The following is a 22,927-nucleotide window of genomic DNA, read 5'->3' as shown; positions in this document are numbered from 1 at the left end:
GGGGGAGTATAGGACGTATGGAAACGAAAACTTACAATCAGGACTATGTCACAAGCTTTTCAAAGCAGCTTGGTGAACCGGACTGGCTTACAGATCTTCGCTTACAAGCACTTGCAAAATCAGAGGATCTTCCAATGCCTAGACCGGATAAAACGAAAATAGACAAATGGAATTTCACTAGTTTTAAGGAACATATAGTTACTAGTGAAAAACTAAATTCTTTAAATGATTTACATGAAGATGTAAAAGCCTTAATTGATATTGAGTCAGCTAACAACAACTTATATGTTCAATTAAATAATACAGCTGCGTATACAACTCTTTCGAATGAGTATAAAGAGAAAGGTGTTATCCTAGCTGATATTCATACGGCTGCAAGTGAACATTCTGAATTAGTTCAAAAATACTTTATGAAAGATGGCGTAAAGGTTGACGAGCATCGCTTAACAGCTTTACATGCAGCGCTTTTAAATGGTGGGGTCTTCGTTTATGTTCCTAAGAATGTAGAAGTTGCTGAACCAATTCAAGCAGTGTTTGTGAATGATAATCCTAATACTACGCTATTTAACCATGTAATTGTGGTTGCAGAAGATAACAGTTCTGTTACGTATGTAGAGAATTACATTTCAACTATAAAAGATGTTGAAGGTGTCTTTAATATTATTACAGAGGTATTTGCTAATACAAATGCACGTGTAACCTACGGAGCAGTTGATACACTTGCAAAAGGTATAACAACATATGTAAACCGTCGTGGAATAGCTGGCCGTGACGCTCGAATTGAGTGGGCATTAGGGTTAATGAATGATGGAGATACAATTTCTGAAAATGTAACGAATCTAATCGGTGACGGTTCTTTCGGTGATACAAAATCAGTTGTTGTTGGTCGTGGAGAACAAAAGCAAAACTTTACAACAAAAGTTGTACACTTTGGTAAGCACTCTGAAGGTTATATCCTTAAACATGGTGTTATGAAGGACAGTGCTTCTTCTATTTTCAATGGTATTGGGAAAATTGAACATGGTGCTTCTAAATCAAATGCAGAGCAGGAATCTCGCGTACTTATGCTAAGTGAAAAAGCACGTGGTGATGCAAACCCAATTTTATTAATTGACGAGGACGATGTAACAGCAGGTCATGCAGCATCTGTTGGTCGTGTTGATCCAATTCAACTTTATTATTTAATGAGTCGTGGCATTCCTAAGGTAGAAGCTGAACGTCTAGTGATTCATGGCTTCTTAGCACCAGTAGTAAACGTACTTCCAATCGAAGGCGTGAAAAAGCAGTTAGTTGAGGTTATTGAAAGGAAAGTTAAGTAATGAATATCACTGATATTCGTCAGCACTTTCCGATTTTGGATCAGCAAGTAAATGGTCGGGACCTAGTTTATTTAGATAGTGCAGCTACTTCCCAAAAACCATTAGCTGTTATAGAAGCACTATCCACATATTATCGTGAATATAATTCTAACGTTCACCGTGGGGTGCATACACTAGGTACAAAAGCAACAGATGGATATGAAGGAGCCCGTGAAAAGGTTAGAAGATTTATTGGGGCAAAATCTACACAAGAGATTATCTTTACCCGAGGTGCGACAACCGCGTTAAATATGGTTGCTCAAAGCTATGGTTTAACGCATGTTAAAGAAGGTGACGAAATTGTCATCACATACATGGAGCATCATGCTAATGTTATTCCTTGGCAGCAAGTAGCAAAAGTTACTGGTGCGACGTTAAAATATATTCCTTTACAAGAAGATGGTACACTTGATTTAAAGGATGTTGAAGAAACAGTTACTTCTAATACGAAAATTGTTTCAGTCATGCAGGTATCAAATGTACTTGGTACAATCAACCCAATCAAAGAAATCGCTAAAATTGCTCATAAGCATGGCGCGGTTATGGTCGTTGATGGTGCTCAAAGTTCGCCACATATGAAGATCGATGTGCAAGATTTAGATTGTGATTTCTTTGCTTTTTCAGGTCATAAAATGTGTGGCCCAACAGGAATTGGGGCTTTATATGGCAAGAAAGAGCTTCTTGAAAAAATGGAACCAGTTGAATTTGGTGGAGAAATGATTGATTTTGTCGGTTTACAGGAATCAACATGGAAAGAGCTTCCTTGGAAATTTGAAGCTGGAACCCCAATCATCGCTGGAGCAATTGGTCTCGGTGCGGCAATTGACTTTCTTGAACAAATTGGCTTAGATCAGATCGAAGCATATGAACATAAATTAGCTCAATATGCGTTAGACCAACTAAGCCAAGTAGATGGTTTAACAATTTATGGACCAAAGCATCGTGCTGGATTAGTTACTTTTAATATAGAGGATGTTCATCCACATGATGTTGCAACAGTTTTAGATGCTGAGGGAATTGCTGTACGTGCAGGCCACCATTGTGCACAGCCTCTTATGAAGTGGTTAAAAGTTTCTGCAACAGCAAGGGCTAGTTTTTACCTGTATAACACAGAAGAGGAAATTGAAAAATTAGTTTCTGGTATCATTAAAACAAAGGAGTACTTCAGTAATGTCTAATCATATTAATCTTGACACTTTATACCGTCAGGTCATTATGGATCATTACAAGAACCCTAGAAACAAAGGGATTCTTGATAACAGTCTAACTGTCGATATGAATAATCCTACTTGTGGGGATCGTATCCGCTTAACACTGGATCTTGAAGATGGTGTGGTAAAAGATGCTAAGTTTGAGGGGGAAGGCTGCTCCATCTCAATGTCATCTGCATCGATGATGACTCAAGCAATTAAAGGAAAAACACTTGATAAAGCTTTAAAGCTTTCTGATATATTTTCGAATATGATGCTAGGAAAAGAGTATGATGACGATATTGATTTAGGTGATATCGAAGCATTACAAGGTGTAACTAAATTTCCTGCACGTATTAAATGTGCCACATTAGCTTGGAAAGCAATGGAAAAGGGCATTAACAGCAACAATGAATAAGTCATTAGGGGTATCCCTAATATTCTAAATGGATAGGAGTGAATGTAGATGGCAAAAAAGGCACCTGAAATAGGCGATTACAAATACGGGTTTGCTGATAAAGATGTTTCTATCTTCCGTTCAGAACGAGGGTTAACGAAAGAGATCGTTGAAGAAATCTCTCGTATGAAAAATGAACCACAGTGGATGTTAGATTTTCGTTTGAAATCATTAGAACATTTTTATAGTATGCCAATGCCACAATGGGGTGGCGATATGGCTTCACTGAATTTTGATGAAATTACGTACTATGTTAAACCATCTGAAAAATCAGAGCGTTCATGGGATGAAGTTCCTGAAGAGATTAAGAGTACATTTGATAAGCTAGGTATTCCAGAGGCAGAACAAAAATATTTAGCAGGTGTATCTGCGCAATATGAATCAGAGGTTGTTTACCATAATATGAAAGAAGACCTTGAAGATCTTGGAATCGTCTTTAAGGATACAGATACTGCTTTAAAAGAAAATGAAGATATTTTCCGTGAGCATTTCGGTAAGGTAATTCCACCTACTGATAATAAATTCTCTGCTCTAAATTCTGCAGTATGGTCTGGTGGATCATTCATCTACGTACCAAAAGGTATTAAAGTTGATACACCATTACAAGCCTACTTCCGTATCAACTCTGAAAATATGGGTCAATTTGAGCGTACACTTATCATCGTAGACGAAGGCGCACATGTTCATTATGTTGAAGGTTGTACGGCTCCAGTTTACACAACAAATTCACTTCATAGTGCTGTTGTAGAAATTATTGTTAAAGATGGCGGATATTGCCGTTATACGACGATTCAAAACTGGGCAAACAATGTATTTAACCTTGTAACAAAGCGTGCTGTTTGTGAAGCGAACGCAACAATGGAATGGATCGATGGCAACATCGGATCTAAACTTACAATGAAATATCCTGCGGTTATCCTTAAAGGTGAGGGAGCTCGCGGAATGACTTTATCTATCGCGATTGCAGGTAAAGGTCAGCATCAAGATGCTGGTGCGAAAATGATTCACTTAGCACCAAATACTTCATCAACGATTGTTTCTAAATCCATCTCTAAACAAGGTGGTAAAGTAACATATCGTGGAATCGTACAATTCGGTCGCAAAGCAGATGGGGCAAGATCAAATATTGAATGTGATACACTCATTATGGATAATCAATCTACATCAGATACGATTCCTTATAATGAGATCATGAACGACAATATTTCTCTTGAGCATGAAGCGAAGGTTTCTAAAGTTTCTGAAGAACAATTATTCTATCTTATGAGTCGTGGTATCTCAGAAGAAGAAGCAACAGAAATGATTGTAATGGGCTTTATTGAGCCATTCACAAAAGAGCTTCCAATGGAATATGCAGTTGAGATGAACCGTCTAATCAAGTTCGAAATGGAAGGTTCTATCGGTTAATAAAATGGGGACTGACATAATTGTCAGTCTCTTTTATCTTCAATTAATTAAGCTAACTTAAACACCTCATTAAGTAATTCCTCATAAAATATACGCATCTTTTTCAAACCCAGTTCGATGTTAATCACAGCATGTCATGGTATAGTAGATTTAGAAAAACTTAAAATTTTAACATGTTCCAAAGGATGATTTGATTGACGACAGTTCAAATTGGTCTAACGGGGTGGGGAGATCACGATTCACTCTATCCTTCAAAAACGAATCCTACAAATAAATTACAAGAATATGCTGCACATTTTCCTACAGTTGAAATTGATGCTAGTTTTTATGCCATTCAACCAGAACGAAATATTGCGAAATGGTTAAGCGATACTCCCGATACTTTTCAATTTATACCAAAGGCTTACCAGGGAATGACTGGACATCTTCGTGGAGAAAACCTCTTTGAAACGAAACAAGCTATGTTTAAAGCATACATAAAATCAATAGAACCAATAAAAAGGGCTAATAAGCTTGCAATGGTTTTATTTCAATTTCCTCCATGGTTTCAATGCAATAAAGAAAATGTTTTGTATTTAAAATGGTGTAGAGAACAAATGAGTGATTATGACGTAGCACTTGAATTTCGCAATCGATCATGGTTCTCGCACGTCTATTACGAAAGAACGCTACAGTTTATGGAATCTGAAAAATGGATACATAGTATTGTCGATGAACCACAAGCAGGGGAGAGGTCGATCCCAACTGTTCTTCATCCTACTGATTCTAGTAAAACGCTTATTCGTTTACATGGAAGAAATGTACATGGTTGGAATAAGCCAGCTTCTGGTGACGATTGGAGAGATGTCCGATATTTGTATCGGTATAATCAGGATGAGTTACTAGATTGGAAAGATCATTTAAGTTCACTTCAAAACCAATCAAAGACGATTTATATGCTCTTTAATAATAATTCAGGCGGAGATGCGGCAGAAAATGCAAAAATGATGATAAATCTATTAGACATCACTTATACTGGATTGGCAGAAAAACAATTAAGCTTATTCAATCTTGAAGAGGAGCAGTAAGAAATATGGAGTGGATAATCTTAGTGGTTGTAGGTATTGTTGCAGGAACAATCGGAAGTCTAGTTGGTTTAGGTGGAGGAATTATCGTTGTTCCGATGCTACTAACTTTAGGATCCTACTTACCTGGATTTGAAAGTGTGTCACCACAGGTAGCAGTTGGTACATCATTATTAGTTGTGATCTTTACTGGACTTTCATCCACACTAACGTATATGAAATATAAAAAAGTTGATTATAAGAGTGGACTTATCTTTTTTATCGGAAGTGGACCAGGTGGAATCGTAGGTGCATACGCAAATAAGTTTTTTAATACGACTTCTTTCTCAATATGGTTTGGTTTATTTATGATCTTCGTTTCAATTATTTTAATTGTTAAGGATAAACTTCCTCAATGGAAACAACAACCTGGTATAAAGGTGAATCGTTCGTATATTGGTGAGGATGGTAATGAAATCTCTTATTCCTTTCAGCCAGTACTAGGCGTTTTAATAGCATTTGTTGTTGGGTTCATTTCAGGATTATTTGGGATTGGCGGTGGTGCTCTGATGGTGCCGGCGATGATCTTGTTGTTCATGTTCCCACCGCACATTGCAGTTGCAACATCAATGTTTATAATATTTCTTTCAGCTTCTACTAGCTCAGTTACTCATATTGCATTAGGGAATATAAACTGGCTATACACAGCAGCACTAATTCCAGGTGCATGGTTTGGAGGCAGATTTGGAGCTGTTCTTAATACAAAATTAAAAGACAAGACAATTGTTAATTTATTAAGAATCGTGTTAATCATTGCTGGCTTAAAATTAATATTTGAGGGTTTCACTGGAACATAAAATTTAAGCAGTAAGAGATAAAAGAGTACACGGGTAGCATCAGTTACACCTTACGAATAAGGGGAGAGGAACATGCTAGAGAAAATTCACCTTTACCATACAAATGATTTACATAGTCATTTTGAAAATTGGCCAGCTATCGTCCAATTTTTAAAAAATAAAAAGAAACTACATGAACAAAATAAAGAGCAAATGCTTCTTCTAGATATAGGTGATCATGCAGACCGTTTTCATCCAATAACAGAAGCAACACAAGGCAAGGCAAACGTGACTTTATTAAATATGCTTCAATATGATGCAGTGACAATAGGTAATAATGAAGGGATTACTTTTTCTTATGACGACTTAAATTCGTTATATGATGAAGCGAACTTTTCAATCGTCATATCAAATTTATATACAGAGCTCGGGGAACGACCTCCTTGGGTTGTCCCTTATAAAATGGTGACATTAAATAATGGGGTAAAGTTGGCAATTTTAGGAGTTACGGTATTTTATGAAAAATTTTATGAGTTACTTGGTTGGAAAATAAAAGACCCCTTCCAGAGCTTATTAGAAACAATAAATCAGGTAAAGGAACAAGCAGATATCATTATTCTTCTCTCCCATCTTGGTATTAGTGATGATGAAATCATTGCAAGGGAATTTCCTGATATTGATATTATTATTGGCGGTCATACACATCATGTATTACCAAATGGTGAAAAGATTAATCATACGTTAGTTGCTGGTGCTGGAAAGTATGGACAATATGTCGGTCATATCTCACTTACGATCAATAACAAACAGAAAATGTTGGTAGATCGTAAAGCTTCTATTTATCCTATGGATGAACAAAAGGAAGTCTGTCAAGAAACAGAGGAATGGCTACAACTTAAATTAGCAGACAGTGAATCTAAGCTATCTGAAGTAGTTGGATTCCTTCAGGATGAGTTAACACTAGATTGGTTTAATGAATCGTCCTTTCCATTATTCTTAGTCCGTGCAATACGCGAGTGGTGTGACGGAGAGGTTGGGATGGTTAACTCAGGAATGTTATTAGAGCCTTTAAGCAAAGGTCCTGTCACGAAAAAGGATCTCCATCGAATATGTCCACATCCTATTAATCCATGTAAGGTCTATTTAAAAGGTGATGTTTTAAAAGAGGTGATTGTCCAAGCAAGAGAAGAAAGAATGGAACACCTAAAATTAAAAGGTTTAGGTTTTAGAGGGAAAGTAATGGGGAGAATGGTATTCGACGGGATTGAGGTAATATCTGAGGTACTTTCAGATGGTAAACATCATGTTACAGATGTGTTAGTCCATGGTAAGCCTATTGATCCTCACAGAGTTTATTCTGTTGCTACAGTTGATATGTTTTCCCTTGGACCATTATATCCTGAAATAAGTCACGCGGAGAAAAAAATCTTTTATATGCCAGAACTATTAAGGGACCTTTTAGCTTGGAAGTTAGGTGAAAATACACCATCTTAAATAGGCGAACAATCTACACGTATCCTTTACTTGCTCATAAAGATATAGTAAGAAGGGAGTGTAGATAGTGATGGTTACCATGACTCCAATTGTCATTGAAGGAATACAATTTACAGCAATCACAGTTGCTTTACCTAAAACGAACTTTATGGCAGTCACCAACGACAAAGGGTATATTATGTGTGGTGCGTTAGATGTCGCTTTATTAAACGAAAAGTTAAAAGATAGAGGTATTATTGCAGGTAGAGCAGTCGGTGTTAGAACAATTGACCAATTACTTGAGGCGCCATTAGAATCTGTCACATATGAGGCTGAGAAGCTTGGGATTGTTGTTGGCACAAAAGGAAAAGATGCCTTACTGAAGATGGCATGAATCTTAGAATGTAAAAATGATAAAAAATGATGCTTACATCCCTCTTTACATGCATAAACATAGCTTGTAAAGGAGGGATTTTTTTGGCTAAGTTCCGCGGTCGTCGTCCGCGTAGAGGGCCTTTGCCTTTTCGCTATGTGTTATTACTAACTTTGGTTATTTTTATAATTTTAACAGCAACAAGTTTTTGGATAGTTAATGTTCAGATTGAGTCAACAATGATGAAAATCGCAAGGTTAGAGGCAAATAAAGTAGCAACAACAATTATTCATGACGCAGTTGAAGAGGAGATCCTTACTAAAGAGGAACAACAGGATTTAGTGATTATTGATAAGGATAATGAGGGGAACATCAATTCCTTTAGCTTTAATCAACGAGCAGTAACTGCAGCCAAAAAAAGGGTAACTGACAATGTAACTAAGAAGCTTGGTGAGATTGAAAGAAATAATTTCCATGATATAACCCCTGAACAAGCAAGAGATACTGGAATTATTTATGAGATACCATTAGGTAAAATAACAGATAATGCAATTTTAAGTACACTTGGTCCCGGTATTCCAATAGAATATTATTTAATAGGTGATGTTTTTACAGATATTAAAAGTACGACAGAGGAATATGGGATTAATAATGCAAAACATGAAATCGTAATTTATGTTGAAGTGAGTGTACAGGTTGTTATTCCATTTGCTACAGAGGTGGTAAAAGCAGAAAATACAATTCCAGTTATTATCCAGACTGAACAAGGAGACGTGCCACAATATTATAATGGAAGTGGCAGTGAAGATGCTGATCACTCAATAGAATTACCAAAAAAACCATAGTTGCTACTTAGTCTATACTTTGTTAAACTATAAAATGTTGAAAATCAAATATTGACCTAACCACCTTATCTCAAGATGAGGTAGAGGAGCGAAAAACATTAGTACAATATGTGAGAATGACACCAATGACCATATTGCAAAGGGCTTTTCGCCGAAGTAAATGAATAAGTCATGATTCATTTGCTGGTATTACTTTGAACAAGGGTAATACTGTCATTATAGAGTTTTCTATAATGGAGGGCTACTGATCGGGATGGAGGATAACATAACATTATTCCTAGAAAGAGTAATGATAGTTATTTTCTATCATTGCTCTTTTTGTGTGCATTTTTTTACAAAATACACAGAAAGGACGTTGAAAATTAGTTATTTACTAATAGCTAATTTTATCCTTGCATCGTCAATAGAACCTTCCAAACTATTAATAATCTAGGGAGGCTTAACACAACATGTCAGGCACTATTTATTCAATTATTCCTCCTCTTTTAGCCATCTTAATGGTTATATTAACGAGAAGAGTATTACTTTCCCTCGGAGTAGGAATTCTTTCAGCAGCATTATTAATCACAAATTTCTCAATCGTTAAGACTGGAGTTACTATTTTTGAAGCGGTTAAGGCTATTTTCATTTCAGATGGTGAGCTTAATACTTGGAATGTGTACATCTTATTTTTCTTACTTATTTTAGGTGTCGTCACAGCTCTAATTTCTATTTCAGGTGGAAGCAGAGCCTTTGGTGAATGGGCAGAAAAGCGTGTGAAAACACGTGCTGGTGCTCAATTTACCGCAGCATTATTAGGGATGTTAATCTTTATCGATGATTATTTTAATGCTCTTGCGGTTGGTCAAGTGAGTCGTCCGATTACTGATCGCCAAAAGGTTTCTCGTGCAAAGCTAGCATATATCATTGATTCCACCTCTGCACCAGTATGCGTTATTTCACCAATCTCAAGTTGGGGAGCTTATATTATTGCCATGCTTGCTACAATTTTTGCGACACATGGTGTCACTGAATTTACTCCTTTAGGTGCGTTCATGACAATGGTTCCAATGAATTATTACGTTTTTGCTGCATTGGTTCTCGTTTTTGCCGTTGCCTATTTCAACATAAATTTAGGAAGTATGAAGGTACATGAAGAGCGTGCGATTAAAACTGGACAAGTTGTTGATCCAGCTAAAGAATCTCTAGGTGATGTAAAAGAGGATCTACCAACAAGTGACAAAGGTACGATCGGGAATCTTGTATGGCCAATTCTTGCTTTAATTGTGGGTACAGTAGCATCTATGCTTATTACCGGCTACACAACGATTGAAGACAAAACAGGAGCAACGATCTTTACTATTTTTGAAAACACAGATGTATCTGCTTCGCTTTTATATGGTGGACTATTTGGTCTAGCTGTAACAATTTTATTATTTTTTATTAGGGGCATTAAGGCTAGCTATTTTCCGTTAGCTGTAAAAGAAGGCATAAAATCAATGCTACCTGCTATTTATATTCTTATGTTTGCTTGGGTAATTGTAGATTTAATTGGTCAATTAGAAACAGGGGAATACTTAGCTAGTTTAGTCGAGAAATCGAATATGAATGTCGCCTACCTGCCGGTTATTCTTTTCCTTTTAGGTGGATTTATGGCATTTGCTACTGGTACATCTTGGGGTACATTTGGCATCATGCTACCAATTGCAGCCGAAATCACAGCTGCAACAGATATTAATATGTTATTACCAGCAATGGCTGCTGTACTTGCAGGATCAGTGTTAGGGGATCATTGCTCACCAATTTCTGATACCACAATTCTTTCATCAACAGGAGCAGGAAGTCATCATATTGACCATGTCATGACACAGCTGCCATATGCTTTAATTGGTGGTGGTTTTGCCACAATTGGCTACCTTGTTTTAGGTGTAACAGGGAATGGTATAGCAGGTTTGGCTGTTGTGATTCTGTTGTTAATCGGTTTTATTTTCTTTTTTTCCAAAAGAACGAAAGCTGCATAAACAAATGAAAAGGGTATAGGCTCAAGCCTATATCTCTTTTTTTCTAATAATTACCAAATTATACTATTAAATAATAGTTTTGTATGCTGAGGGAAGATATATTAATATTACTATTTGATATGGATGTTTAAAAAGTGAAAAATATTATGTAGCTATTCCTAATAAGTAGTTTCTTTAATAAGGTAATAAACCAAAGAAAAAGTTAAAATTGAAATTAAAAATATTATTTAAATATGATATATCCATATTTTGTTTATGAAAATTGGAAAGTTCTGAATATATTATATTAAAATGATTTTTTTGATATTTTTTTATAGACATAGGAATAAAGTCCATTTATACTATGTATAGATTATAGTAAATAATCAGAAAATTATATAATTTCAAATTGTTTCCATATTTAAAGGTGCTATTTGAAAAGGGGGAAATTTTGATGGAAAATCGTCCACAGTGGGGGACAAGGGCAGGCTTTATTCTAGCAGCCGTTGGTTCTGCAGTTGGTTTAGGTAATATTTGGCGTTTCCCAGCAACAGCCTATGAAAATGGAGGAGGAGCGTTCTTCCTACCATATTTATTTGCTTTATTAACTGCTGGTATCCCATTACTAGTTATGGAGTTTACATTAGGACATAAATATCGCAGTTCTGCTCCGATGACATTTGCAAAATTAAGCAAAGGGAAAGAATGGCTTGGTTGGTGGCAATTAGCTATATCATTTGTTATTTCTTGTTATTACCCAGTTATCATCGCTTGGGCATCATCCTATTCTATTTTTTCATTCAATCAAAACTGGGGTAGTGATACAGAAGGATTCCTTTTTGGTGAATATTTAAAATTAGCTGAAACTCCTGGTGATTTCGGTGGATTAGTACCAGGCGTATTAATTCCATTAATTCTTGTTTGGGTAGTTACTTTGGGTGTACTATTTGCGGGAGTTAAAAGAGGAATTGAAGCTGTAAATAAAGTTTTCATTCCAGTATTAGTGATTATGTTTACAATCATTGTTATTCGTGCACTTACACTTGATGGTGCAGCACAAGGCTTAGAGGCATTCTTTAAACCTGATTGGAGTAAAATCCTAGACGGTAAAGTTTGGGTTGCAGCTTACGGTCAAATTTTCTTCAGTTTATCAATTGCATTTGCGATTATGATTACTTATTCAAGTTATCTACCGAAAAAATCTGATATTACAAATAATGCATTTATCACAGGTTTCGGTAACTCAGCATTTGAAGTTCTTGCAGGGATCGGAGTATTTAGTGCCTTAGGATTCATGGCAGCACAACAAGGTGTGCCTGTAGCAGAAGTAGTTTCTTCTGGCGTTGGCTTAGCATTTGTTGTATTCCCGCAGATTATTAATGAATTTCCAGCTTTTAACGGTCTATTTGGATTTTTATTCTTCGGTTCATTAATATTAGCTGGTTTAACATCATTAATATCAATTATTGAAACATATGTTGCTGGTATTCAGGAGAAATTTAACATTTCTCGTACAAAAGCTGTTGCAATCGGTGGCGGTTTAGCAGCTATTGCTTCATTATTATTTGCAACTAGAGGCGGACTATACTTCCTTGATTCAGTTGATTACTTTATCAACACATTCGGTGTAACATTAGCTGGCTTAATTGAAGTGTTAGCTATTGCTTGGTTTGCTAAGGAATTGAAAAACATTCAAAAACATGCAAATGATTTATCTGATATTCAAATTGGAACTTGGTGGAGAATTTGTTTAAGTGTTATTACACCAATCGTTTTAGGTTATATGATGTTCGATAATTTAAGAACAAATTTAACAAGTGAATACGGTGAGTATCCACGTGAATTCTTATTCAATTGGGGATGGACAGTTGCATTAGGTGCAATCTTTGTAGGTGTACTATTCTCAATCGGGCGTAAAAAGAAGGAAGAATCATTAGCTTCGTCAAATAAGGAGGTTTCTCGATAATGAGTGCATCTGCTATTACAATGATGGTAATCGGTATTGTGGTTGTTTGGGGAGGCTTAGCTGCAAGTATTACAAATGCAGTCGTAAAGGCAAAGCAAAGTAAATAATTGCAAATAATAGGCTGACATTAATGTCAGCCTATTATTTTTTTTGTGAAAATTATCTCTTATTTCTCTCAGCACGCTCCCATGCTTTTAAATGTGGATAAGGGTCAAATGACCACTCGGTTCTCCCATTATCCTTATAAAGACCGTAATGTAGGTGTGGAGGGAATTTCCCTGCAGTACCTGGAGGTCCGTAGCCTGAGCTTCCGACTGAACCGATTAGTTGTCCTGGTTCAACAATCTGTCCAGTTTGAAGACCGTCAGCGAAACCATTTAAATGAGCGAAATAGTGATACGTATTATCAATATCTCTAATCCCAACTCTCCAGCCGCCATATCGGTTCCAGCCCTTCATTTCAATAACGCCAAAACATGTAGCCCGTACAGGAACCCCGTAATTAGCAAATATGTCTGTTCCTTCATGAATACGTCGCCCCCCCCAACCTCGAGCATCACCCCAAGTGTTATTGTAGCTATAATTATGGTTAAGAGGGACAGGAAATGCGTGTTTATCTAAATCTAATCGGCCATACTTTTTATACAATTTCATATGACCTAAAATAAGTCCTACTGCCTTATCACGTTGATAATAATCCCATAAGCCAATTTTTAGGTTTTCAATATCCGTCCCATATGATTGTAGAAAATGTGCAAATGAATAAAGGATATCTTCGTCATTTTTAGGATCAGCACGTTTATCGCCATTACCGTCTTCACCAATTCCTTCAAACAACCCGATAGTTATAGGGTTTTGATCTTCTTTGTTAGGATTAAGAGGACCACTCCAAACCTCTGGCTTGAAATATATCTCAATTAATCCCTCGGCTTTGGGGATATCATTGCGGGAATGGCGAACATTTCTCTCATATTGATCAATGGACGCTAATACGTACCAAGGTATATTTGTTACAGTTTCTGTCTTTTTATATAAGCTCATTAGCTTTTGGTATTCTTGATTTTGATCAGTTTCAGCACCAAAAGCTAAAGATTGAGCTGAAAAACTAATCACCATAAAGATAATAATGGAACATAGAACTTTGCGCACAGTAATGAGCTCCTTTCAGCCATTTCATGTATTCCGCATTAACTGGCAGTTTTACCTGTTCTATTCCGCTTACTGTCATAAAAGGGATAGACCTGCCAAAAGGGAAGTTTCTCTTAATAGTTTGGTTTTCAATTGGTTTTTCATTAATAGAAAATGTTAGAAATTGCAAAAGGCCCTTTCCCTTGTCCGCTCGGGTGTCATATGTTAAAGTGGATACGGATATAAAAAACTTAAAGAGAAAACGTAAAAATTATATTTTAGATTACATAACTGGAGATGAATCTGATGGCGAAAAAGGAAGAATATTTACGTAAGCCAGAATGGTTAAAAATAAAATTAAATACAAATGAAAATTATACTGATTTAAAGAAACTTATGAGAGAAAAAAATCTTCATACCGTTTGTGAGGAAGCAAAATGTCCAAACATACATGAATGTTGGGCAGTTCGTAGAACAGCAACATTTATGATCCTAGGTGATACTTGCACCCGTGCATGCCGTTTCTGTGCTGTTAAAACAGGGCTTCCTACAGAACTTGATTTAGCAGAACCAGAACGTGTTGCAGACTCTGTTACGTTAATGAATCTAAAGCACGCAGTTGTTACCGCAGTTGCTCGTGATGATTTAAAGGATGGTGGTGCAAAAGTATTTGCTGAAACTGTCCGTGCCATTCGCCGTAAAAGCCCATTTACTTCCATTGAGGTTCTACCTTCAGATATGGGTGGGGTTTATGAAAACCTTAAAACCTTAATGGACGCAAAGCCTGATATTTTAAATCATAATATAGAAACTGTTCGTGAGCTTACTCCAAGAGTACGTGCACGTGCTAAATATGACAGATCATTAGAGTTCCTAAAACGTGCAAAAGAAATGCAACCAGACATTCCTACCAAATCTAGCTTAATGATTGGATTAGGCGAGACGAAGGAACAGATCATTGAGACAATGGATGATTTAAGAGCAAATAATGTTGACATTATGACAATTGGTCAATATCTACAGCCAACCAAAAAACACTTAAAGGTACAAAAATATTATCATCCAGACGAATTTGCAGAACTACGTGAAATTGCTATAAGTAAGGGCTTCAGCCATTGCGAAGCAGGTCCTCTTGTACGTTCTTCTTACCATGCAGACGAGCAAGTTAATGCTGCTGCAAAGCAAAAACAAGCACAAGCTTAAACAGTATTCAGACTACGTTTTACAAAAAAAGGAAGAGGTATTCACTCTTCCTTTTTTGTAGTTATTCTTTTGTCTTCTTATTAAATCTTGTCTTTTCATAGTTATCCTTCATATCATCATCTAGTTCTTCATTCATTTCACCGTAGCCTTCTCCATTTTCATTTTCACCCTTATTTAAGGCACGCCCTTGCGGTGATTTTAACATTTCTTTTATTGTCTTGTTTAAAATTTGGTCAATATCGCGACTATTGGAATCCAAAGGACTAAATGCTTCAATTTGTTGAATCATATTCACTTCATCTGATACATAGACGTGGTAATACCTTGGGACTGCAGATGAAGCGGTTTTCTTAACTTGGTCCGCTGTTTCAAAGCGATTATCAGAATCTGTCTCATAGGCAACCAATACTTCTTCATCGGTGACTAGTGTCGCAACATCTTCTACATTTGGTAACTGGACAATTAAGCTGCTAATCGTGTTTGCAGCTTGCTCTCTATCTAAGCCTGGAGTTCGGTTAAACGTTACATCCTGTGCAATGCCACTTTTTTGATGACGTACATATCCAAAGTTGGCTGATTTGCTATTATTTAAATTTGTATGACCTTCCTCATTGTAAAGGTCGGTTCGATCCTGTACATTTATTGTATTACCACTTTCATGTAAAAATTGAGCATCCTCTTCAGCGCCATACTGACAAGCAGTTAATAGAGATAAACCAACAACACTAATCGCTAATTTCGTTTTTATCACTATTAGCACCTCCTCAACATTAGGATGACCAAAGATAATAGAAACTTTCTTAGTAATTGATGGTTGGGTATGATTAGATTATTATAAGAATAAGGAATATGATGAGGTGAATTATAATGATTTGTGTTCAGAACCAATGTTTTGAATTAGTAAAAGAAGAAAAAAGTGGTTTTAATGAAGATGCATTTAAAGAAAGATACAGCGATATCTTAAATAAATATGACTTTATTGTTGGGGATTGGGGATATAATCAGCTAAGGTTGCGTGGCTTCTTTGATGATCAAAACCAAAAGGCATCCTATGACACCAAGATAAGCACACTGGATGAATATATTTTTGAGTATTGCAATTTTGGTTGTGCTTATTTTGTATTGAAAAAGTTAAAAAAATAAAACGTGGCTAAGCCACGTTTTCCTTGAGGGGAAATGACAAATTAAACAAGTTGATATAAAAAGTCACGTAATTCCTCAGCATCCTCTTCACCTAGCTTATAGGCAAATTCTAAATATCCTGGTTCTTTTAGATCATCCTCGCCAATTATTGCGAATCGATTACTTTGGATATCGAGAACAATCTGTTTGCCATAGTATCGATCACTTTGAATAATTGCTAGGTCAAATCGTTGATTTTCTCCCATAAAACTCACAAATCTCGTTTTCGTATCTACTGTATCATCGTATAAAAAAAAGCGTTCAGACATGAGTATCTCTCCTTTTAAGTTGATCATTTCGTTTTGGCACATAAAACATACATTGAGAGATTCTTCAGACTTACTTCCAAGAATCATGTACAACTTTCAATTAAAAGATAAGTACATCATAACAAATTGAATGTAATTTTTTAAATAAAAATAAAAATAAAAGGAAACCAGAGTTCAAAATTAATTTTCCATGAAATTAGTCGAAATTTCCATAATTGTGTTAAAATATGATTACGTAAACGGTGTCTACCAGAAGGGTTGAGTATTCATGAACAGTGGCTTTTGGGATATGCAATTCAGAAGAATTAAAAAGTGGAATAAACTTTTTTTACCACATCACAAATTACGTTATTACCCACCAAAATTTGTACTCAGAGACCCTGTATTAGAAGGAGTCTATCGTGCACTGTCAAATGGTCAGCAGGTCGCGGTAGTCGTTATCTCTACCTCAAATCTTCGAGAGTTATCCCAACAACTTGAACTTAATCAACTAAACGAGTATAAAGAGGAACTTAGAATAGGGTTTAAACATATTTTTGAGGACTCAATTTATAGTAATGATTTACTTGTTGTTCATGATTATTATAGCGATGGATTGACAATTTTTCTTAAAATAAATGACGAAAAACAAAATGTCATGCAGATTGAGAATATGTTAAGGACATTAACACCAAAGTTAGAAAAATGGATTTATACAAAATACCCGTATTTTAATCATACATTTGATATTGGATATATGTTTATAGAGAGGCTGCATTACACGACACAGGATGCTCTTTATACAGCACAACAACAAGCAGTGGCAATGGCAGAAAAGCGGATCCAATCTCGGTATATCGAAACATTAATCGAGATGCGGGATATCATTCAAAAGCGTGAAATTACATTATTAGCACAACCAATTATAGATTTGTCTACAAATAAAATTAAAGCGTGGGAAGTTTTAACAAGGGGACCAAAAGGAACTGTACTTGAGAACCCCCTGCAATTATTTTCCCTGGCAAGACAATCAAACTTAAACTACGATTTAGAGTTATTAGTGTTAGAAAAAGCATTCAAGTTGATTAACCGAGTTCGCTGTTTAGATGATGTTTTTATTAATTTCACGCCACTTACATTAGGGAACAAACGCTTTATCCCTGCACTTAATAAGCTTTTAACGAACTATCCAGAGATTAAACCTAATAAAATTATTTTTGAAGTAACAGAGCGGGATTCGATAGAGGGGTTAACGTTTTTTCATGATAACATTAAACAATTGCGACAAAAAGGATTTCGGATTGCTGTAGATGATACAGGTGCTGGTTATTCAAGTCTTCATACTATAAGTGAACTACTACCAGATATTATCAAAATTGATCGGTCTGTCATACAAGACATTGATACAAACAAAGTAAAGGAATCTATGCTAAAAGGATTAATTTTGATTGCGAAAGAAACAGGTTCACTCGTAGTTGCAGAGGGAATAGAAAAAAAAGAAGAAGCAGACGTTCTAGTAAGAAATCGAGTCGACCTAGCGCAAGGATACTTTTATGCAAAACCTGGGACGTTAGAGAAAGAAAGAGTTGCGTTCTTATAACTTATTGAATCTTAACGGTCAGTCGAATCCGATATGCCAGTTAAGAATAGGATAATGGATGGTGAAAACAAATGTACTTTGTTGATCGAGAACAAATTGAAGCCAAATTAAATTTTCTAGAAAATCAGTTAGATCTTTTTATAAGTCAAGCAGATGAATGGACTAGCGCTATTGAGAAAGCGGCTCTTGAAAGAATCTGTCATATGAGCATTGAAACTATTCTTGATGTTGGGAATGCTATAATCGATGGCTTTATTATGAGAGATCCAGGAAGTTATGAAGATATTATTGATATCCTACTGGATGAAAAGGTAATAAACAATGATGAAGCAGTTGGTCTTAAAGAAGTAATTCACCTTAGAAAAGTGTTAGTACAAGATTATTTAGATGTTGACCATGAAAAGTTAGTACTTACGTTTGTAACTAATGAGAATAATCTAAATGGGTTTCCAACCAATGTACGGAATTACATAAAAAACGAACTCGGACCAGTCACAGCTTTTAAACCAGTCTAAATAATTGAAATATTGCATGAAAAAGAACATGCACAAAAGGGTGACTCTAAAATAGTCATCCTCTTTCAAATTGGAAATAAAAGGAAAGAAGTGATTCAAGTGAAGCAGTATAAAGGGTATTTAATTGATTTAGACGGTACGATGTATAGAGGAACAGAACAAATTGAGGCAGCAAGCGAGTTTGTTGCTTATTTAGTAAAAAATCAAATCCCTTACTTATTCGTTACAAATAATTCCTCACAAACACCGGAACAAGTAGCGAAGAAGCTAACACAATTTAATATTCATGCAACAAAAGAACATGTTTTTACTACTAGCCAAGCTACTGCTAACTTTATATGGGAGAAAAAGCGGGGAGCTAGCATATATGCTATTGGTGAAGTAGGGCTAAAACAAGCATTGGAGAATAGAGGCTTAATGCTTGTAGATCAAGCCCCTGATTTTGTTGTAACCGGGATTGACCGAGAAATCACGTATGAAAAGCTGGCAATGGCCTGTATTGCAGTAAGAAACGGTGCTACATTTGTTTCTACAAATGCAGATATTGCACTTCCTACTGAGCGAGGTCTCTTACCTGGGAATGGTGCGCTTACGTCTGTTGTTTCAGTCTCAACAAATACTCAGCCAATTTTTATTGGGAAACCAGAAGCAATCATCGTTGAACAGGCATTACAAGTGTTAGGAATAGATAAAAGTGACACATTAATGGTCGGAGATAATTATGATACTGATATAAAGGCTGGTATCAATTGTGGTTTAGATACGTTGCTTGTGCATACAGGTGTGACATCTAAAATCCAGTTAAAAGACTATTCAATTCAGCCGACATATACAGTGGATTCATTAACAGATTATGTGCGTGGGGTAATTCGAAATTAAAAATAAAAGCAATTGGCGACATGACCAATTGCTTTTTTCTCGTATCAGAATTAATAGCTTTTCTTACTCAGTGTTAGTGTCTAGCTCCAGCGCCTAGACCCTCGGGGTCATAAGCCACTCAGGAATTGAAGACAAAGAACGTCTTCTATTCCTGAGCGTCTTATGCCTGTCGGGTCTGAACAAGGCGCTTGCGCTTTTCTTATTATTCAACATCACGAGCTCGGTGTGCTAGTCTGCTTGAGGCAGCTGCTGCAATCGCTCCTACGATATCGTCTAAAAATGTATGGCATTTTCCTGATGATTTATCATTTAAGTATTGCAGAATACCAGGTTTAAGCTTGTCAATGTATCCATAATTTGTGAAGCCGATTGAACCATAGATGTTGACAATTGAAAAAGCTAGAATTTCATCTACTCCATATAAGCTTTCATCAGTCTCAATGATATTCTGTAATGGCTCCTCCAATTGGCCTTTTTCAGCTAACACATCAAACTGGATACCTGTAAGAACAGCATTTTGGACCTCTCTTTTCGTAAGAACGCGGTCAACATTTTCTAAGCATTCTTTCATTGTTAAATCAGGGTGATACTTTTCCTGTAAAAAGTATACTAAATCAGCAATATCTTCAAGTTTTACTCCGCGTTTAACCATCCATTCCCTTGCTGTTTTTTCAACGAGATCCATCTTTTCTTCACTTTTCATTTAACCATCACCCAATTCTTTATGTTTTGAGCATTTATTTAGTTTATGACGCATATATACCAAATATTCCAGTAATAAGTCTGACACTCATACAATTCTTTAACTAGAGGGGGAAAAATCAATACTCTGTTAACAGTCTAAACAAATTTAATAAGAATAAACGACTATCCTTATATTCTTCTACAAAACATCTGTACTCCCTGCTTTAATTGATCATAAACTTAAGAAAAATGGATTACGATAGAATAAGGATATTTGTGCAGGAGGGATTAAGATGAAGAAAACAATTTTCGAAGAGTATGGAATAAAAGTTCAAGAGATGACAAAGCTGGGCAACTATGACTCTTTTTATCTGCACCAAACCCATTTCCTACTAATACCTGTCTCACATATAGATGAAGAAGAACTATACGAGTTATATCAATTAAGTCAATTTATGTTAGAAAAAAGGGAGCCTTATATTTCAAGCTTTGTTTTAACGAAAAAAAACCATATGTTTTTTGAGAAGGATGAAGCAAAATATGCAATAATCAAATGTTCATCCTATACACAAGGGAGGTTTAATCAAATTGGTAGAGAATTAGCTCGTTTTCATCAAAAGGCGAGATCTTATCCCTATCAAGTGTCAAAAACACAGCGAATTGGTCAATGGAAATTTCTTTGGGAAAAGCGCTTAGATCAATTAGAGTCATTTTGGATGGGGAGGGTGCATAATCAACCGCTAAATCAGTTTGAAAAAATGTTTGTAGAGTCTTTTCCCTATTATTTAGGATTAGCAGAAAACGCAATTCAATATTTAGTAGATACAGAACTAGATGAAGAGCCACAACCGATTGACTCAGGAACTATTTGTCACCATCGTTTCAACTCTACAACATGGAATCCAAAAATGTGTGTTAAATTACCAACTGAATGGGTTTTTGATCATGGTAGTAGGGACATTGCAGAATATATGAGACATCTTTTCTTTGAAAATCATGAGGAATTAAAAATAAATGGTTTCAGTTTTTTAGAAGATTATGATCGTACAACACCACTTTCAGCATTCTCATGGAGACTTATTTATAGTAGATTATTATTCCCTATTCATTATTTTGAGTGTGTAGAAAATTATTATTTGTCACAAGAAGAAGATAAACCATTTTTTGAAGGGGAAATGAATGAAATATTGAAAAATTCAAGTCAGTATGAATCATTCTTGCGAGGGTATTCGAGTATGTTGTCTATTAAAACAAAAAGAATTGTTGTACCAACTGTTGAATGGATGTCATCGTAAGGAGCAAAAGCATATATGGAAATTAAGGTGGCTGATTCAATTTCTTTGAAATTCGGGTCAGTCATTCTATTTATATTAATAAAAAGTACATTTAGTAGGGCTTGTGGTAAAATAAGGGTACCAACTATAACTTTCTGAGGTGATCATATTGACTACAAGACCTTATATTTTTGTGACAAGAAAATGTTCAGAACAACAGCTTCAACCACTTTATGAAATAGCAGATGTAGAAATGTGGCCAGAAGAGGAAACACCTTGTCCAAGAGATTTATTACTTGAGAAAGCAAAAAAAGCTGATGCACTATTAACAATGCTCTCAGATTCAATTGATAAACAATTATTAGATGTAGCTGGGCAGTTAAAAGTCGTAGCAAATCTAGCAGTTGGATATGATAACATTGATGTTCATTATGCGAATGATTCAGGAATTGTTGTCTGTAATACTCCAGATGTATTAACAGATACTACTGCGGATCTAACATTTGGTTTAATTCTTGCAACAGCACGCCGATTACTAGAAGCAGCAGATTATGTGAAAGAGAATCAATGGAAAAGCTGGGGACCATTACTTTTAGCCGGGGTTGATGTCCACCATAAGACAATTGGTATTGTTGGCATGGGGAAAATTGGACAAGCAGTTGCAAAACGAGCAACAGGCTTTGACATGAAGATTCTCTACCATAACCGAACAAGAAATGAGGAGGCAGAGACTAAACTTGGTGCCATCTATTCTACGTTTGATGAATTGATATCAAATGCTGACTTTGTCGTTTGTTTAGCACCTTTAACCGATGAAACACGTGAGCTTTTTAACAAGGATGCATTTATAAAAATGAAAAACTCTAGTATTTTTGTCAATGCAAGCCGAGGTGCCGTTGTGAATGAGGTTGACCTTTATGAAGCACTAATCAACAATGAAATTGCTGGTGCTGGGCTTGATGTATTTTTGCAAGAGCCGATCGAATCGAGCCATCCATTAGTAGGATTACATAATGTTGTTGCATTACCACATATCGGAAGCGCAAGCCTTGAAACAAGATATACGATGATGAATTTATGTGCAGATAATATTGCATCTGTCCTAAAAGGAAATTCGCCAAAAACAGAGGTCATCGTAAATTAAGTATAAATAATATATTGAAAAACTTTATACATAACAAAATTGAGTTTGAATTTTAAAAAATGTAAAAAAAATAAAACCCTTATACAGCAACAAAGGTAGCGTTTTCATTATAAAAACTGAAAATTCGCCCTTGTAAAACAGTT

The 22,927-nt window shown here is 35.8% G+C and carries 23 protein-coding genes and 1 riboswitch; of the genes, 19 read left to right on the top strand and 4 right to left on the bottom strand.

Features of this window, described 5'->3' with window-relative positions; genetic code table 11:
* Window positions 1-17: 17 nt before the first annotated feature.
* The 12 genes from sufD (at window position 18) to HUW50_RS04765 (ending at window position 13,034) form a co-directional block, all read left to right on the top strand.
* A complete protein-coding gene (sufD, locus tag HUW50_RS04820) occupies window positions 18-1,319 on the top strand; it encodes a Fe-S cluster assembly protein SufD (protein WP_185653738.1) in 1,302 nt (433 codons plus the stop codon).
* A complete protein-coding gene (locus HUW50_RS04815; protein ID WP_066329947.1) occupies window positions 1,319-2,536 on the top strand; it encodes a cysteine desulfurase in 1,218 nt (405 codons plus the stop codon). The genes sufD and HUW50_RS04815 overlap by 1 nt, the downstream gene beginning before the upstream one ends.
* The gene (gene sufU, locus HUW50_RS04810) at window positions 2,529-2,966 is read left to right on the top strand and encodes a Fe-S cluster assembly sulfur transfer protein SufU (RefSeq protein ID WP_066329948.1); all 438 of its coding nucleotides are present in this window, start codon (window positions 2,529-2,531) and stop codon (window positions 2,964-2,966) included. The genes HUW50_RS04815 and sufU overlap by 8 nt, the downstream gene beginning before the upstream one ends.
* 48 nt (window positions 2,967-3,014) lie before the next feature.
* The gene (gene sufB, locus HUW50_RS04805; protein WP_066329949.1) at window positions 3,015-4,412 is read left to right on the top strand and encodes a Fe-S cluster assembly protein SufB; all 1,398 of its coding nucleotides are present in this window, start codon (window positions 3,015-3,017) and stop codon (window positions 4,410-4,412) included.
* Between the two features lie 194 nt (window positions 4,413-4,606).
* Window positions 4,607-5,479, top strand: coding sequence for a DUF72 domain-containing protein (locus HUW50_RS04800; protein WP_185653737.1), 873 nt, complete (start codon window positions 4,607-4,609; stop codon window positions 5,477-5,479).
* A gap of 5 nt (window positions 5,480-5,484) precedes the next feature.
* Window positions 5,485-6,312, top strand: coding sequence for a sulfite exporter TauE/SafE family protein (locus HUW50_RS04795; RefSeq protein WP_066329952.1), 828 nt, complete (start codon window positions 5,485-5,487; stop codon window positions 6,310-6,312).
* Window positions 6,313-6,384: 72 nt separating this feature from the next.
* The gene (locus HUW50_RS04790; protein WP_066329956.1) at window positions 6,385-7,785 is read left to right on the top strand and encodes a bifunctional metallophosphatase/5'-nucleotidase; all 1,401 of its coding nucleotides are present in this window, start codon (window positions 6,385-6,387) and stop codon (window positions 7,783-7,785) included.
* A gap of 70 nt (window positions 7,786-7,855) precedes the next feature.
* Window positions 7,856-8,158 carry a YunC family protein gene (locus HUW50_RS04785; RefSeq protein WP_066329985.1) on the top strand — a complete coding sequence of 101 codons (303 nt, stop codon included), beginning with the start codon at window positions 7,856-7,858 and terminating at the stop codon, window positions 8,156-8,158.
* 83 nt (window positions 8,159-8,241) lie between these two features.
* Entirely contained in the window at window positions 8,242-8,982 is a 741-nt protein-coding gene (gene yunB, locus HUW50_RS04780) for a sporulation protein YunB (protein WP_066329958.1), read from the top strand.
* 73 nt (window positions 8,983-9,055) lie between these two features.
* A riboswitch (Lysine riboswitch) is annotated at window positions 9,056-9,234 on the top strand.
* 197 nt (window positions 9,235-9,431) lie between these two features.
* The gene (locus HUW50_RS04775) at window positions 9,432-10,982 is read left to right on the top strand and encodes a Na+/H+ antiporter NhaC family protein (protein WP_066329959.1); all 1,551 of its coding nucleotides are present in this window, start codon (window positions 9,432-9,434) and stop codon (window positions 10,980-10,982) included.
* A gap of 433 nt (window positions 10,983-11,415) precedes the next feature.
* Window positions 11,416-12,927 carry a sodium-dependent transporter gene (locus HUW50_RS04770; protein ID WP_066330364.1) on the top strand — a complete coding sequence of 504 codons (1,512 nt, stop codon included), beginning with the start codon at window positions 11,416-11,418 and terminating at the stop codon, window positions 12,925-12,927.
* Window positions 12,927-13,034, top strand: a complete 108-nt coding sequence (locus HUW50_RS04765; RefSeq protein WP_083964563.1) for a methionine/alanine import family NSS transporter small subunit — start codon at window positions 12,927-12,929, stop codon at window positions 13,032-13,034. Before HUW50_RS04770 ends, HUW50_RS04765 begins: the two co-directional genes overlap by 1 nt.
* Before the next feature lie 52 nt (window positions 13,035-13,086).
* On the opposite strand, the gene HUW50_RS04760 is transcribed toward HUW50_RS04765, so the two are convergent.
* Window positions 13,087-14,043 (bottom strand): M23 family metallopeptidase, encoded by a 957-nt coding sequence (locus HUW50_RS04760; RefSeq protein WP_066330374.1) that lies wholly within the window; start codon window positions 14,041-14,043, stop codon window positions 13,087-13,089.
* 318 nt (window positions 14,044-14,361) lie between these two features.
* Between HUW50_RS04760 and lipA the strand changes: the two genes are divergently transcribed.
* Window positions 14,362-15,258, top strand: coding sequence for a lipoyl synthase (gene lipA, locus HUW50_RS04755; protein WP_185653736.1), 897 nt, complete (start codon window positions 14,362-14,364; stop codon window positions 15,256-15,258).
* 61 nt (window positions 15,259-15,319) lie between these two features.
* Here the strand turns inward: lipA and HUW50_RS04750 are convergent, their stop codons facing one another.
* On the bottom strand, window positions 15,320-16,009 hold the full coding sequence (locus HUW50_RS04750; protein ID WP_066330362.1) for a YhcN/YlaJ family sporulation lipoprotein: 690 nt from the start codon (window positions 16,007-16,009) through the stop codon (window positions 15,320-15,322).
* 116 nt (window positions 16,010-16,125) lie between these two features.
* Between HUW50_RS04750 and HUW50_RS04745 the strand changes: the two genes are divergently transcribed.
* Window positions 16,126-16,401, top strand: a complete 276-nt coding sequence (locus HUW50_RS04745) for a YutD family protein (RefSeq protein ID WP_066330361.1) — start codon at window positions 16,126-16,128, stop codon at window positions 16,399-16,401.
* A 41-nt stretch (window positions 16,402-16,442) separates the two neighbouring features.
* On the opposite strand, the gene HUW50_RS04740 is transcribed toward HUW50_RS04745, so the two are convergent.
* Window positions 16,443-16,709 carry a DUF3055 domain-containing protein gene (locus tag HUW50_RS04740; RefSeq protein WP_066330360.1) on the bottom strand — a complete coding sequence of 89 codons (267 nt, stop codon included), beginning with the start codon at window positions 16,707-16,709 and terminating at the stop codon, window positions 16,443-16,445.
* 268 nt (window positions 16,710-16,977) lie between these two features.
* On the opposite strand from HUW50_RS04740, the gene HUW50_RS04735 reads away from it, so the two are divergent.
* From HUW50_RS04735 to HUW50_RS04725, 3 genes are all read left to right on the top strand, one after another.
* Window positions 16,978-18,288, top strand: coding sequence for an EAL domain-containing protein (locus HUW50_RS04735; protein WP_066330359.1), 1,311 nt, complete (start codon window positions 16,978-16,980; stop codon window positions 18,286-18,288).
* Window positions 18,289-18,359: 71 nt separating this feature from the next.
* Window positions 18,360-18,803, top strand: a complete 444-nt coding sequence (locus HUW50_RS04730; protein WP_066330358.1) for a DUF86 domain-containing protein — start codon at window positions 18,360-18,362, stop codon at window positions 18,801-18,803.
* Between the two features lie 99 nt (window positions 18,804-18,902).
* Window positions 18,903-19,682 (top strand): TIGR01457 family HAD-type hydrolase, encoded by a 780-nt coding sequence (locus HUW50_RS04725; RefSeq protein WP_185653735.1) that lies wholly within the window; start codon window positions 18,903-18,905, stop codon window positions 19,680-19,682.
* A gap of 202 nt (window positions 19,683-19,884) precedes the next feature.
* Here HUW50_RS04725 and HUW50_RS04720 read toward each other — a convergent pair whose 3' ends face one another.
* The gene (locus tag HUW50_RS04720; protein WP_066330356.1) at window positions 19,885-20,385 is read right to left on the bottom strand and encodes a phosphatidylglycerophosphatase A family protein; all 501 of its coding nucleotides are present in this window, start codon (window positions 20,383-20,385) and stop codon (window positions 19,885-19,887) included.
* A gap of 274 nt (window positions 20,386-20,659) precedes the next feature.
* Between HUW50_RS04720 and yutH the strand changes: the two genes are divergently transcribed.
* Together yutH and HUW50_RS04710 are read left to right on the top strand one after the other, a co-directional pair.
* Window positions 20,660-21,661 carry a spore coat putative kinase YutH gene (gene yutH, locus HUW50_RS04715; protein WP_066330355.1) on the top strand — a complete coding sequence of 334 codons (1,002 nt, stop codon included), beginning with the start codon at window positions 20,660-20,662 and terminating at the stop codon, window positions 21,659-21,661.
* 148 nt (window positions 21,662-21,809) lie between these two features.
* On the top strand, window positions 21,810-22,784 hold the full coding sequence (locus tag HUW50_RS04710; protein ID WP_066330354.1) for a 2-hydroxyacid dehydrogenase: 975 nt from the start codon (window positions 21,810-21,812) through the stop codon (window positions 22,782-22,784).
* Window positions 22,785-22,927 lie beyond the last annotated feature (143 nt).

It is taken from the genome of Metabacillus sp. KUDC1714 (genome assembly GCF_014217835.1).
GTDB lineage: Bacteria > Bacillota > Bacilli > Bacillales > Bacillaceae > Metabacillus > Metabacillus rhizosphaerae.
Note: the sequence above shows the minus strand (reverse complement) of the source record. Positions and strands in the feature narration are given on the sequence as shown.

Coding starts and splice junctions, on each gene's coding strand:
- HUW50_RS04720 (WP_066330356.1), bottom strand. CDS start 20,385: ATGAAAAGTGAAGAAAAGATGGATCTCGTTGAAAAAACAGCAAGGGAA.
- HUW50_RS04785 (WP_066329985.1), top strand. CDS start 7,856: ATGGTTACCATGACTCCAATTGTCATTGAAGGAATACAATTTACAGCA.
- HUW50_RS04740 (WP_066330360.1), bottom strand. CDS start 16,709: ATGTCTGAACGCTTTTTTTTATACGATGATACAGTAGATACGAAAACG.
- HUW50_RS04770 (WP_066330364.1), top strand. CDS start 11,416: ATGGAAAATCGTCCACAGTGGGGGACAAGGGCAGGCTTTATTCTAGCA.
- HUW50_RS04760 (WP_066330374.1), bottom strand. CDS start 14,043: ATGGTGATTAGTTTTTCAGCTCAATCTTTAGCTTTTGGTGCTGAAACT.
- HUW50_RS04730 (WP_066330358.1), top strand. CDS start 18,360: ATGTACTTTGTTGATCGAGAACAAATTGAAGCCAAATTAAATTTTCTA.
- HUW50_RS04815 (WP_066329947.1), top strand. CDS start 1,319: ATGAATATCACTGATATTCGTCAGCACTTTCCGATTTTGGATCAGCAA.
- HUW50_RS04795 (WP_066329952.1), top strand. CDS start 5,485: ATGGAGTGGATAATCTTAGTGGTTGTAGGTATTGTTGCAGGAACAATC.
- sufU (WP_066329948.1), top strand. CDS start 2,529: ATGTCTAATCATATTAATCTTGACACTTTATACCGTCAGGTCATTATG.
- HUW50_RS04775 (WP_066329959.1), top strand. CDS start 9,432: ATGTCAGGCACTATTTATTCAATTATTCCTCCTCTTTTAGCCATCTTA.
- HUW50_RS04735 (WP_066330359.1), top strand. CDS start 16,978: ATGAACAGTGGCTTTTGGGATATGCAATTCAGAAGAATTAAAAAGTGG.
- sufD (WP_185653738.1), top strand. CDS start 18: ATGGAAACGAAAACTTACAATCAGGACTATGTCACAAGCTTTTCAAAG.
- HUW50_RS04765 (WP_083964563.1), top strand. CDS start 12,927: ATGAGTGCATCTGCTATTACAATGATGGTAATCGGTATTGTGGTTGTT.
- yutH (WP_066330355.1), top strand. CDS start 20,660: ATGAAGAAAACAATTTTCGAAGAGTATGGAATAAAAGTTCAAGAGATG.
- lipA (WP_185653736.1), top strand. CDS start 14,362: ATGGCGAAAAAGGAAGAATATTTACGTAAGCCAGAATGGTTAAAAATA.
- sufB (WP_066329949.1), top strand. CDS start 3,015: ATGGCAAAAAAGGCACCTGAAATAGGCGATTACAAATACGGGTTTGCT.
- HUW50_RS04790 (WP_066329956.1), top strand. CDS start 6,385: ATGCTAGAGAAAATTCACCTTTACCATACAAATGATTTACATAGTCAT.
- HUW50_RS04745 (WP_066330361.1), top strand. CDS start 16,126: ATGATTTGTGTTCAGAACCAATGTTTTGAATTAGTAAAAGAAGAAAAA.